Annotated in this window: 13 protein-coding genes; 5 read left to right on the top strand and 8 right to left on the bottom strand. The window is 63.2% G+C overall.

The features are described 5' to 3' along the window. The 3 genes from ACTJI4_RS13750 to ACTJI4_RS13740 all read right to left on the bottom strand — a co-directional run. The coding region (locus ACTJI4_RS13750; protein WP_440869649.1) for an ESPR-type extended signal peptide-containing protein at nucleotides 1–1702 on the bottom strand (1702 nt) is incomplete at its 3' end. Between the two features lie 346 nt (nucleotides 1703–2048). After that, nucleotides 2049–2453 carry a VOC family protein gene (locus ACTJI4_RS13745; protein WP_306990048.1) on the bottom strand — a complete coding sequence of 135 codons (405 nt, stop codon included), beginning with the start codon at nucleotides 2451–2453 and terminating at the stop codon, nucleotides 2049–2051. Nucleotides 2454–2472: 19 nt separating this feature from the next. Further along, the gene (locus ACTJI4_RS13740; RefSeq protein ID WP_440869648.1) at nucleotides 2473–3216 is read right to left on the bottom strand and encodes an SDR family NAD(P)-dependent oxidoreductase; all 744 of its coding nucleotides are present in this window, start codon (nucleotides 3214–3216) and stop codon (nucleotides 2473–2475) included. Between the two features lie 138 nt (nucleotides 3217–3354). Between ACTJI4_RS13740 and ACTJI4_RS13735 the strand changes: the two genes are divergently transcribed. After that, the gene (locus tag ACTJI4_RS13735; protein WP_440869647.1) at nucleotides 3355–4257 is read left to right on the top strand and encodes an AraC family transcriptional regulator N-terminal domain-containing protein; all 903 of its coding nucleotides are present in this window, start codon (nucleotides 3355–3357) and stop codon (nucleotides 4255–4257) included. Between the two features lie 14 nt (nucleotides 4258–4271). Here the strand turns inward: ACTJI4_RS13735 and ACTJI4_RS13730 are convergent, their stop codons facing one another. Then, entirely contained in the window at nucleotides 4272–4871 is a 600-nt protein-coding gene (locus tag ACTJI4_RS13730; protein ID WP_440869646.1) for a TetR/AcrR family transcriptional regulator, read from the bottom strand. Between the two features lie 75 nt (nucleotides 4872–4946). Between ACTJI4_RS13730 and bdcA the strand changes: the two genes are divergently transcribed. After that, nucleotides 4947–5657 carry an SDR family oxidoreductase gene (gene bdcA, locus ACTJI4_RS13725; RefSeq protein ID WP_440869645.1) on the top strand — a complete coding sequence of 237 codons (711 nt, stop codon included), beginning with the start codon at nucleotides 4947–4949 and terminating at the stop codon, nucleotides 5655–5657. Nucleotides 5658–5706: 49 nt separating this feature from the next. On the opposite strand, the gene arsN2 is transcribed toward bdcA, so the two are convergent. After that, on the bottom strand, nucleotides 5707–6135 hold the full coding sequence (gene arsN2 / locus ACTJI4_RS13720; protein ID WP_440869644.1) for an arsenic resistance N-acetyltransferase ArsN2: 429 nt from the start codon (nucleotides 6133–6135) through the stop codon (nucleotides 5707–5709). A 530-nt stretch (nucleotides 6136–6665) separates the two neighbouring features. On the opposite strand from arsN2, the gene ACTJI4_RS13715 reads away from it, so the two are divergent. The 3 genes from ACTJI4_RS13715 to ACTJI4_RS13705 all read left to right on the top strand — a co-directional run bounded on the left by ACTJI4_RS13715 (nucleotide 6666) and on the right by ACTJI4_RS13705 (nucleotide 9229). After that, nucleotides 6666–7820 (top strand): hypothetical protein, encoded by a 1155-nt coding sequence (locus ACTJI4_RS13715; protein ID WP_440869643.1) that lies wholly within the window; start codon nucleotides 6666–6668, stop codon nucleotides 7818–7820. A gap of 480 nt (nucleotides 7821–8300) precedes the next feature. Beyond that, the gene (locus tag ACTJI4_RS13710) at nucleotides 8301–8801 is read left to right on the top strand and encodes a carboxymuconolactone decarboxylase family protein (protein ID WP_440869642.1); all 501 of its coding nucleotides are present in this window, start codon (nucleotides 8301–8303) and stop codon (nucleotides 8799–8801) included. Then, nucleotides 8798–9229, top strand: a complete 432-nt coding sequence (locus ACTJI4_RS13705; RefSeq protein ID WP_440869641.1) for a cupin domain-containing protein — start codon at nucleotides 8798–8800, stop codon at nucleotides 9227–9229. The genes ACTJI4_RS13710 and ACTJI4_RS13705 overlap by 4 nt, the downstream gene beginning before the upstream one ends. A gap of 68 nt (nucleotides 9230–9297) precedes the next feature. On the opposite strand, the gene ACTJI4_RS13700 is transcribed toward ACTJI4_RS13705, so the two are convergent. From ACTJI4_RS13700 to ACTJI4_RS13690, 3 genes are read right to left on the bottom strand one after another with little or no spacing between them, the layout of a single operon-like run. Then, entirely contained in the window at nucleotides 9298–9675 is a 378-nt protein-coding gene (locus ACTJI4_RS13700) for a putative quinol monooxygenase (protein WP_392924634.1), read from the bottom strand. Between the two features lie 50 nt (nucleotides 9676–9725). Next, the gene (locus ACTJI4_RS13695) at nucleotides 9726–10514 is read right to left on the bottom strand and encodes a carboxymuconolactone decarboxylase family protein (protein WP_440869640.1); all 789 of its coding nucleotides are present in this window, start codon (nucleotides 10512–10514) and stop codon (nucleotides 9726–9728) included. Beyond that, entirely contained in the window at nucleotides 10492–10941 is a 450-nt protein-coding gene (locus ACTJI4_RS13690; protein WP_440869755.1) for a (R)-mandelonitrile lyase, read from the bottom strand. Before ACTJI4_RS13690 ends, ACTJI4_RS13695 begins: the two co-directional genes overlap by 23 nt. Nucleotides 10942–10995 lie beyond the last annotated feature (54 nt).

Here is a 10995-nt window from a genome sequence, read left to right as displayed (position 1 = left end):
TCAGCCCACCATTGCCCGACACGTCGCCGCTGTTGATCAGCGTGGTGTCGGCGTCGGTGGTGAAGGTGCCATTGCCAGCCAAGACCACGTCGCGATCGCTGTTGACGTCGCCGGTGGTGTGCAGCGTGCCGCCATCGAGCGTGAGCTTGCCTGCGGCATCGCCCAAGTTCTCATCACTGCTTACCTGCAGGACGGCGTTGTTGCTGACCGAGGTACCGCCAGCGTAGCTGTTCGTGCCCGAGAGCACCTGCGTGCCGCCCTTTATGGCCACGTCGCCCTGCCCGCCTATGGTACCTTCGAACTCGTCGTTGGCGTCGGTGATGGACAGCGTGTTGTTGCCCAGCGCCACATCACCCTTGCCGTCCAGCGAGGTGATGTTCACGACCGGACCGGCCTGGGTCACGTCCAGCGTACCGTCGATGACGAGCTTCTTCGACTTGTCGATGGAACCATTGCCGGACAATGCCAGCGTGGCGTTCTCGTCGACCTCGGTGGTACCGGTGTAGCCGTTGGTGTTGGTCAGCGTGACCGAACCGCCGTTGCCGCTGTTCTTGACGATCAGCGAGCCCGGAACGCCGCTGGTGGCGTCGTCGATCTTGCCGGTGAACGTCGAGTCGTGGCCGTTCTGATCGATGGTGCCGGGCTTGTCGTCGATCTTGAAGTCGACATCCACGTTGGTGTCCTTGTCGACCACCAGCGTACCGCCCTCGAACGAAGCCTCGTCTTCGTTGCCCAGCTCATCCGTGCCCTTGGGCCCATCGATGATGATCGGGCCGGTCGGGGTAGTCGGTGTGGTCGGCGCGCCGCTGCCCGGGTTGGGCGCGACCGGACCGAAGGGCACGCCCTTGTCGAAGGTCAGGCCGGGCGCCTGGTCGACGAAAAGAACGGGGCTCCACAGCGTGTCATCCAGATTCATTGCCATGAATCCCAGGCGGTACGTGCCGGCCGTGCTGACCTGGTACGTTGCGACCTGCCAGCCGGTCGCGCCGTAACTGCCGGTGGAGTAGCTACCCGTGCCGAGGTTAGTGGCGCCCAGCAGTGCGTACTGCGCGTTCTGGTTGTTCACCGTCGCGAACACCGAGGCGTCGCCGAGGTTGATCAGCGAGGTCAGCGAGGCATCGTTGTACGGCTCGTAGTCGGTCGAGACGTACTGCCAGGCCATGCTGAAGTAGTCACCCGCAGCGAGGGTCAGGTCCTGGTACAGCCACGATGCATTCGTGGGCGACCCGGCCATCGTGTTTGCCACCAGCGATTGGCTTGCAGCGTTCAGCCCAAGTGCGGCTGCACCCGTGGCGAACGAGTCCGAACCGCCGCCCGCCTGCAATGAGGCCATGTTGTTGCCGAAGGGTGTCACCGTCCAGCTATGGCTGCCGTCCTTGGACGCGAAATCGGTCATGCCTGTGACCACCGCGGCGCCGACACCGGCACCGCTATAGCTGCTGGAGCCTTGGGTGCCGGTCTTGGAATACGTCCAGCCGCTCAGCGTCCCGGTTTCGAACCCGATGTTGGTGATGTCCGCCGCCGCCATCGCGGAGGGACCGTACAACGCCAGCGCGGTCATCAGGCTCAGGGCCGCCAGGCGGCCGGTGGTCAGCCGCTTGGCCGTGCGGCGGGTGCGGCCACCTGCGGCCACTCCGAATTCTGAGGTCACAACCCACTGACCCACGGCCTTGCTCCATACCACCTTGAATACTCTGTTCATTCCCTGGTCCCCTGATGACGCAAATGTTTAAAAAACATGAAAGTGTGCGGTGCATCACATGATCGGCAGGGGCGGACCAATCTTTAATTTTTCCTGCAGACGGCGAGCACCATGCGTGAATGGTTAAGAAAAACAGGAACTTGCAGGAATTAGGGGCGCAGCGCCGACCCCGAATGCGATCTCAGCCCATGAAAAATGGCCGCACAAGGCGTCCCTTCGACATGTCACTCAGATTCCAGCGAGCACGCCCGGATCACCCTTCCGCCAGACGTTGGCCGTGATCACATGCTTGGTCTCTCACACCGCGTCGCGGCGGATCAATGTCTTCATGGTGTACGCGGCAGTGTCATTCGTGGCCGTGCTGCCAGCTCTTGTAGACGAACTCCAGGCTGTAGCCATCCGGATCGCGCACCTGCGCGGCGTAGTAGCGCGGGTCGTAGTGCAGCTGCGGGCCGGGCGGATGGATCTCGCTGGCGCCGGCGGCCATCGCGGCCGCGTGCGCGGCATCGACCATCGCCCTGGAATCTGCCACGAAGCCAACATGTGCCGCCTGCGCCGCCGCCACGCCCTGCCGCAGCCAGAAGAAGACCCGGCCGCCCGCGCCGAAGCCCTTCAGGTCCGGGTGGCCGGGTGGGCCCTGCCGGCCGTCGTAGTCGAGCCGGTTGACGATGCCCAGCGGGGCCAGCGCGGCCGTGTAGAACGCGACCGAGCGGGTGGTGTCGGTGACAGTGAGGAAGATGTGGTCGAGCATGTCGTACTCCCGTTGCGAACTAGATGTTGTAGCCGCCTGCCACTTCAATGGTCTGCGCATTGACCCAGACCTGTTCATCACCGAGCAGCCCGGCAATGACGCGACCCACGTCGTCCGGCTCACCTACCCGGCCCAGTGCCGTCTGCGCGGCCAGCAGGGCTTCGAATTCATCATTGAGCCCGCCACCCAGTTCGGTACGGATCGCCCCGGGTGCGACCGCGTTGACGCGGATGCGGCGTTCGCCGAACTCCTTGGCCATGTAGCGGGTAAGCACTTCCAGCCCGCCCTTGAAGGCGGCGTACGGCGCCACCCCGGCGGTGGCCACGCGCGTGGTGGCACTGGTGACGTTGACGATGCTCGCGCCACTACCGAGCAACGGCAGCAGCGCCTGCGTGAGGAAGAACGGCCCCTTCAGGTGCACGTTGAACAGACCGTCGAACTGTTCCTCGGTCACCGTCTCGATCGGATTGAACAATCCAAACCCCGCGTTGTTCACCAGGCCATCCAGCGCGGAGGCGCCCCAGGTGTCCTGCAAGGTGTCCTTCACCTTTGCGGCAAACGCCGCAAAGCTACCGGTGTTGCCCACGTCCAGCTGCAGGGCCACTGCCGTACCGCCCTCTGCCTGGATGCGCTCCACTACCTGCTGGGCAGCATGGGGCTGGGCGTTGTAGGTGAGGATGACGCCCATGCCGCGCTGCGCGCAGTGCAGCGCGGCGCTGGCACCAATGCCACGGCTGCCGCCGGTGATCAGTACGTGTTTCATGCAGGGGGTCCTGTGCGGTGAGGAGAGATGCACAGGCTAGGAGCGCCGGCCGCGACGCGCCGACCTGATCCTCGCCAATTCCTGCCTATTCCTGCTTTTCGCCTTGCCGGCGCCCTGCGGCGGGTGTCCAATGTGGCCATGGACAACGCACTGGATGAACTGCGCCGCCTCGCGGCGCATGCCGAGAATCGCCGTACCGAGACGGGCATTCCCCGCGTTGCCATGGTGCAGGGCGAGATCCCGGAGCATGCCCTGACGGCCGTGTACAAGCCGATGATCAACCTGATCCTGCAGGGAAGCAAATCCATGACGGTGGGTGAGAAGACCCTCGAATACGACCCGGCCACGTACTTCGTCATGTCCGTGGACCTGCCGGCGGTGGGTGCCGTGCACCCGGCCAGCACCGGCGAACCGTACCTGGCGGTGAGCCTCACGCTGGACCTGGGCATCATCGCAGCGCTGTTGTGCGACACCACCGATGCCGCCACCGGGCGCGGCGAGTCCTCCACCCAGACCGAGGCATTCAATGTCGCTGCCGTCACCCCGGAGCTGATGGATGCATGGGTGCGCATGCTGCGCCTGATGGAACGCCCCAGCGAAATACCTGCGCTGGCCCCGGCCTACGAGCGGGAGATCCTGTACCGCGTGCTGCAGGGACCACACGGATGCATGCTGCGGCAGCTGGCCACACCGGATTCGGCGCTGGCGCGTATCAGCAGCGCCATACAGCGCATCCGCCGCGACTATTCCAAACCGCTGCGCATCGCGGTATTGGCCGAACAGGTGGCGATGAGCGAGTCAGCCTTCCACCGCCACTTCAAGAGCGTCACCGCGCTTAGTCCGCTGCAATACCAGAAACAGCTGCGCCTGCAGGCCCGACAGATTCTGGCAACGCAGGCAAAGAGCGTCACGGCAGCGGCATTGGACGTGGGATATGAAAGCCCCACGCAGTTCACCCGGGAGTATGCGAGAGCCTTCGGGTTACCGCCCTCCCAGGATGCGGCGCGGATGGTGGCGAGCCGACGAGGTCAGAGGGGATAGCGCGCAGAATGCCGTTACCTGGGGCGTCGCATCGCCTGCTCCAAACCGCCGACCGCCAGTCGCGCGGACTCCAGAAGGCGGGCGTGGTCGTGCCCTCTGCGCGCATTCGTCGACAGCCCCATCATCACCGTGGTCATGTAGTCCATCACCCGGTCGGCGGCCTCCGGGTGGCGCGCCGCGACGAAGTCATGGATCGCAGCTTCAGCGCCGACCAGGAACACCATGGCCGCCTGCCTGGCGTCCTTGTCGATGGAGTGCACGCCTTCTATGACCATGCACCCGGACGCGCCCGCCTTGCCGGCATAGCGGCATGCAGCTTCCTCAAGCACGGCGGCCAGACACTCGATGACGGGCCGGGTCGGATCCAGCAGTTGCTGCAGCGGAATGGCCCCTTCACGTGCATACCGGTCCAGCACCCGGCCAAACAGGTGGGCCTTGCTGCCGAAGGCGGCGTAGAAGCTGGGCGGGTTGATCCCCAAAGTGCCGGTGATGTCCGCCACGCTTACGTCGTCATAGCTGCGCTCATGGAACAGGCGCTGCGCAGTGGCCACCGCAGCGTCGGGGTCGAACGCCCGGGGCCGCCCGCGGGGTCGCAGTGTTTTTGTATCTCCCACTACTAAATTCCTTGACAGCTGCCACAGGCCATTTCTATAGTGAAAGCTACATTAATTGCCAAGGCGTGTCCAACAATGACGTTCAAGAACAAGAAGGTGCTGGTCCTGGGTGGCAGCCGTGGCATTGGCGCCGCAATCGTCCGCCGCTTCGTGGCCGACGGGGCCTCGGTAACCTTCACCTACAGCGGGTCCCCGGATGCGGCGCATGCGCTGGCCGCCGAGACCGGGGCGACGGCCGAGAAGACCGACAGTGCGGACCGCGACGCGGTGATCGCGCGGGTTCGCGACACCGGTCCGCTGGACGTGCTGGTGGTGAACTCGGGCATCGCGATCTTCGGCGATGCGTTGGAGCAGGACGCCGACGCCGTGGATCGTCTGCTGCGCATCAACGTGCATGCGCCGTATCACGCCTCGGTCGAGGCGGCGCGCACGATGGGCGACGGTGGTCGCATCATCGTGATCGGCTCGGTGAACGGCGACAGGATGCCGGTGCCGGGCATGGCGTCCTACGCGGTGAGCAAGTCGGCGCTGCAAGGACTGGCACGTGGCCTGGCGCGGGACTTGGGGCCCCGCGGCATTACGATCAACGTTGTTCAGCCCGGCCCCATCGATACGGACGCCAATCCTGAGGACGGCCCCATGAAGGATCTGATGCACAGCTTCATGGCGATCAAGCGTCACGGTCGCCCGGAGGAAGTGGCGGGCATGGTGGCCTGGCTGGCCGGGCCGGAGGCCAGCTTCGTGACTGGCGCGATGCATACGATTGATGGTGCGTTCGGCGCTTGAAGTGCCCAGGCTGTTGGCGCTAGGCATCCGGCCAAGAGCAGCACCTTCGCTAAAGGCGCTTGACCATGAACGCTGCAGTGTCAGGACATATCCCTGCAAACTGGCGTGACGTTCTGATTGATTCCGGCGCTTCGATCCGTGCCACATGCCGATACCCGCAGCGCTCGAACAAGGGCGCTGCCGTTGTAGTCAGGAGGAACAGCTCCGCAACACCCGCATCGGCTGCCAAACGCTCCGCAACGCGCACCAGGGCGGCGCCAGTACCCAGTCCCTGGTGGCTCCGGGCGACCGCTAAAGAACGTAGCAGGCCTGCTGGCAGATGAAGCTCCACACCAACAACACCAACAAGCTCATCCTCTTCGTAACCCCCAACGAACACCCGGGACATGCCGTCTTCCAGGTCAGCCACCGGCAACCCGGCCGCTGTCAGTAGCGACAGCGCATCGGCATCCAACGTGATCGGCGTGAAGGTTGTCATGGAGTCTTCGCTAAGTGCTGGGACAGGAGAGCAGAATGTCACGCTACAACTGGAGCGATGCCACTCCTCTTAACGCGACACACGTTTGCTACGAATTATTGTGACTTACAGCCGCATATCGGACCAGATCATGGTTTCAGCCGAACTCGCTACTAGGGGGCTGCGAAGCTTGGCATACAATTATCGCCCTCCAGCGGCGACCCAGCCGCATTGCACCATGGGCAGGTCGGCTCCAGCTGAGATCTGCAGTTGACTCATGCGCCCCCCACTTCGCTTCAGAATCGGGCTTCGTCGGCCGGATTTGCTTGAGTCACCCATAGCGGGGACGAGTCTCAGGGAACCCGAGACGGAGATTCAGCGCACCCTTGGAATCAGGGCAGCAGAGCGCATACACTAACCGCGGCGCCCGCCTTGCTTGCACACGAGCAAAAACAGGCCGTACCCCCCTGATCGACTCTTCTTCTGGCCAGCTGCCGGGGACTTAAACGTGTGCGCCTGACCCGGATCGGCTTGGCCATTGAGGATCAGTCATGACCATCAAGCAATATGCGTTTCTTGCCCATGCGCACCTCCTTGCGCAGGGCTCCACGTCACTTACCCGCAGCCAGATCCATGAATTGCTGGCCGCCGCTGCCGGATTTGCCACCCATGCTGCGTTCCATCATCAAGCCGTGTGGTGCGATGTGGCATGGCGCGATACAGGTCTTACGCCGGATGAGTACGGGGTCATCCAGAGGTGTCTCCACTTTGGGATGTCGCCGGATGAGGCTGAGCGCTCAGCCCAAGTCTTGGTCAGCTTCCTCCGCGCATCCGGCTACGCGCCGGTGCGCTTGGAGGAGCTGATTGCCGCGTTCGCAAGCGATGAAGACGATTGGGAGGAGGCTGAGGAACCGGGACCCGCCGTCGCTGCCAACTGGGTGTCGACCGACCTTGTGGGGCGTATGCAGCAAGGGTTTGATGCAATGCTCGCCGAGTACCCCTTGCTGCTCGAAGGGTTGGAGGCGGCCGCAGCGCGGGGCGTAGCCTCCGCGCACCTTGCGATCGCCTACCTGGTCGAGCCGTATGCGGGTCTGTCACACGAGGATGATCGCCGCTTCGGCCAGGAACTGCGCCGGCGTGGTCAGTGGTCGGCCGAGCCCGTAGGCTTCGCGGAGATCGCCGCAGGCACCGACAGGTTCGTTCGGGTGGTGGCCAAACATCGGTACCACCTCCTTGCAGCGGCACGAGGTGGGGATAGGCGCGCAATGCTGCTTACGGCTGGGAGCTACAGTGATCCTGGTGTGCTCGATCTTGAGCCGTCGGATGATATGGATCCGTACGAGATGGCTGACCTAGCCGATGCGCATGGCCGACCCGAGCTGGCCTACCAATGGCTGACCGTGCTGGCAGAAGAGGGTGATGTATACGCCATGCGTGCGCTCATTGAAGACCGCGGTGAGACACCCTTCCGCGCTTGGGTCTGGATGCACCTCTCGCGCCTTCTGGGTCGTGATCTGAGCCAGGACCGACATGTAGCGATCAACGAGTACGGTGGCGCGTATGACGATGACGTTGGCGGACCAGCGTACGTTGGGGGCGACGACGGAATCGAATTGGCGTCACTCACGGCCGAGGAGAACATTCGCGCCAGAGAAGAGGCTGCACGGCTGTTCGCCGTAATCGAAGAGGGCTACGAACCAACCTGATCAGGTTCGGTCGTGGGCGGGCTCTTGCCAGGGGGATCGCCCACGATTTCGCGCGCAGGTGGTCCATGCGCGTATCGCGAGATTGCTCCCAAGCCTTGTGGTGGGCGAGGCTGGTCACTGATCGGGATCCCTGTCCATGGCGCGCGTCGCTTCGGTCTGGTTGAAAGTTCCAACCAATGGAAGAACAGGCGGATACCAGGCGTCATCTCAATTTGAGCATCGAGGTAGGCACCCCACGCTTCCGGGGCCACGTCGTCGGCGGGTGGAGTGGCAGGGTGGCCGGCCTCCGGCGGTGGCGCGCATGCGCAGAATGGATTGTCCATGTGGGATAGACGCTGCGGAGCGTCGCCCTGTGACGCTTCCACTGTTGCGAGGAAGTCAACACTGGTGTTACCCGCAGGTGCCTACCCGGGGCGAGTGGGCGGGCATACCGTGGCACCGCGCTGCAGCCCCCCGCGCCCCTTTCCAGGATCCAAGACCATGACCCAACGTCTCGACTACCAGCAGCAGTCCCCCGAGCTGACCAAGAAGCTCATGGAACTCAGCATGGCTGAAGCAAAGAGCTCCATCGAAGCGTCCATCCGCCATCTCGTGCATATCCGCGCCTCACAGCTCAACGGCTGCGCGTTCTGCGTCGACATGCACGTCAAGCAGGCCACCATCCACGGCGAGAACGCACTGCGTCTTCACCACGTAGCGATCTGGCGTGAATCCAACCTGTTCACACCGCGCGAGCGTGCCAGCCTGGCGTGGACCGAGGCGCTGACCTGCATTCCGAAGGACGGCGTGCCCACCTCACTGTACGAGCGCGTTCGCGGTGAGCTGTCCGAGAACGAGATCTCCGACCTCACCTTCGTGATCGCGGGCATCAACGCCTGGAACCGCATCAACGTGGCCTTCCTCGCTGTCCCGGGTTCGTTCGACAAGGCATGGGGATTGGACAAGGCAGGCCTGTCCGTCGCCCCGGCGGTGGCACAATGAACGGGCGCGCGATGTGGGCGGCCCTCACTCTCTCCGTCGGCCTCTGCCTGCTGTCCGGCGCCGCTTTCGCTCATGGAGCCACGCATGCCACTGATGCGCCCCACGCGGTTGTTGCCGAGGTAGCTTCGCAGGCGCTGCAGGACTACCCCGGCAAAGAGATCATGCTCATCACCGTCGATTACCCGCCGGGCGCGGTTGACCCCGTACACCGCCACGATGCGCATGCCATCGTCTACGTGTTGGACGGCACCATCATCATGGGTGTTAGGGGAAAGCCTGAGCAGACCATCAAGGCCGGCGAGACCTTCTATGAAGGCCCGAACGATGTCCACACCGTGGGCCGCAATGCCAGCCACACTAAACCCGCCAAGTTCGTTGTCTTCCTTCTGAAAGACAAAGAGAAGCCGCTGCTTATTCCGGCGAAGTAATGCCGCGTGTGTACCGCAGGCACACAGGGTCTGCGGTACGCAGCCGCTTGGGCGCTTCCAGCTTCACGCTATTTGATCTTCAGCTCCGGCAGAAGAGGATCGACGTCGACCAGCTCCAGCGATTTGACCATGTGCAGCGTCCCGTTTTTGTACTTGAGGAAATGCGGACTTTTCACGTGCTGTTCGTATGCGTTCCGACTCGCATATATTTCAAGAATCGTCAATCTGGTCGGGTCGTTCTTGTCGAAGACTGCGTACAACGACAGCACGCCTGGCTCAAGGTCCATTGAGGCTCGAACCTCTTCAGCCAGGGCGTCTCGATAGGCGGACAGATGGTCCGCGTCTACGGTTATCTTTGACAGCCTTGTCATCTGTAGCTCCTCGGCTCCAACACTGAAGGAGCATGCAGCCATGCCGATCAGGGTTCCGATGAGTATCCTTTTCATTCCACCCTCCAATGGGCGCGTACCACTCGCCGCAGAATTTTCCCGGAAGATCATTCCTGCCGAGCCTCGAGCTGGCGTCGAATACCAACGCGGACACGTTCGGCAGCGTCCACGCTGGAGTGGGCTTCTAGAACATCGGCCAGCCCGGACAGCTGCTCAGGACGCACGCCTATGTTCATGCTGATTTCTATGTGAGACTGCAACTGGGCTTCGACCCCGGACATGGCAGCCAGCATGCTGACCGTGGCCAGCTCGCGGCTCTGCCAATCAAGGTTGTCGCGCTCGAAGATGTCGCCAAATAGATGCGTACGCAGATACTCATTTGCCTGCGGTGCGAAATCGAACAATGGCCCTGAGACTGGACCACCCGCCAGCTTGGTCTGGTTCGCGGTGCCTGCAGCGAGCAACGCGTCGCCCTTGGGAATCGGCTTGCCCGGCTCGCGCCCGGCTTCATCCTGGATGCCCTTCTGCCTGCGGGCCTCCGCCACCTTCATGAGTTCGCTCAATGCGTTCAGGCTCCGCGGAAACCCCGCATAGGCGTAAACCTGCACAAGAATCTCTCGTGCTTCGGCCAGACTCAGTCCCGCGTCCAAGCCTTGATTCAGCGCGCCCCGAAGGTTATCCATGTTGCCAGCCGCTGCCGAGGCGCTGATCGGAATAATCGCTTGCTGGCGGGCGTCCAGCTCGGTGGTAGAACCCCCGTTTGATGTGACGTTCATAGCTGCTCCTTCGTGTGCGAAAGCCATCTGTCCCGGACCGGAGGCAAGCATCGCCGCACCCATCAGACAGGCGAGGCGCCTGGACCGCCGTTTCCAGTCAATCGCCTTGGTACTGGGCATCGGTCACCTTCTCCAACCAGTTCATGTTGGGTCCGGCCAGGTACTGCTCTTCGGTCACATGCTCCAGCCAGTCAACGTTCCTGCCATCCAATGCCTCCTGGACTGCGATGTGCGTCATGGCGGTAGTGGGCGATGCACCGTGCCAGTGTTTGTGACCCGGCGGGCACCAGATCACGTCACCCGCGCGGATCTCCACGATCGGGCCGCCTTCGCACTGTGTCCAACCGAAGCCGGCTGTAACGATAAGCGTCTGCCCCAACGGATGGGTGTGCCACGCAGTGCGCGCGCCCGGCTCGAAGGTGACTGCCGCGCAGGATACCCTCGATGGCGCAGGGGCGGCATTGAGCGGATCGATGCGGACCGTGCCCGTAAACCAGTCCGTCGATCCTTTGATGGACGCTTGGGTGCCAAGGCGTTTGATTTCCATTTTGCTCACCTCGTTGTGGTGTGTTGGGTATGCAAACAACGGCTGGCCGGACTC

The organism is Stenotrophomonas sp. 22385 (assembly GCF_052045085.1).
GTDB lineage: Bacteria > Pseudomonadota > Gammaproteobacteria > Xanthomonadales > Xanthomonadaceae > Stenotrophomonas.
Note: the sequence above shows the minus strand (reverse complement) of the source record. Positions and strands in the feature narration are given on the sequence as shown.

Bases quoted from the DNA above. Each gene is read 5' to 3' on its own strand.
- ACTJI4_RS13745 (WP_306990048.1), bottom strand. From the start codon at position 2,453: ATGCTCGACCACATCTTCCTCACTGTCACCGACACCACCCGCTCGGTC.
- ACTJI4_RS13740 (WP_440869648.1), bottom strand. From the start codon at position 3,216: ATGAAACACGTACTGATCACCGGCGGCAGCCGTGGCATTGGTGCCAGC.
- ACTJI4_RS13735 (WP_440869647.1), top strand. From the start codon at position 3,355: ATGGACAACGCACTGGATGAACTGCGCCGCCTCGCGGCGCATGCCGAG.
- bdcA (WP_440869645.1), top strand. From the start codon at position 4,947: ATGACGTTCAAGAACAAGAAGGTGCTGGTCCTGGGTGGCAGCCGTGGC.
- arsN2 (WP_440869644.1), bottom strand. From the start codon at position 6,135: ATGACAACCTTCACGCCGATCACGTTGGATGCCGATGCGCTGTCGCTA.
- ACTJI4_RS13715 (WP_440869643.1), top strand. From the start codon at position 6,666: ATGACCATCAAGCAATATGCGTTTCTTGCCCATGCGCACCTCCTTGCG.
- ACTJI4_RS13710 (WP_440869642.1), top strand. From the start codon at position 8,301: ATGACCCAACGTCTCGACTACCAGCAGCAGTCCCCCGAGCTGACCAAG.
- ACTJI4_RS13705 (WP_440869641.1), top strand. From the start codon at position 8,798: ATGAACGGGCGCGCGATGTGGGCGGCCCTCACTCTCTCCGTCGGCCTC.
- ACTJI4_RS13700 (WP_392924634.1), bottom strand. From the start codon at position 9,675: ATGAAAAGGATACTCATCGGAACCCTGATCGGCATGGCTGCATGCTCC.
- ACTJI4_RS13695 (WP_440869640.1), bottom strand. From the start codon at position 10,514: ATGCCCAGTACCAAGGCGATTGACTGGAAACGGCGGTCCAGGCGCCTC.
- ACTJI4_RS13690 (WP_440869755.1), bottom strand. From the start codon at position 10,941: ATGGAAATCAAACGCCTTGGCACCCAAGCGTCCATCAAAGGATCGACG.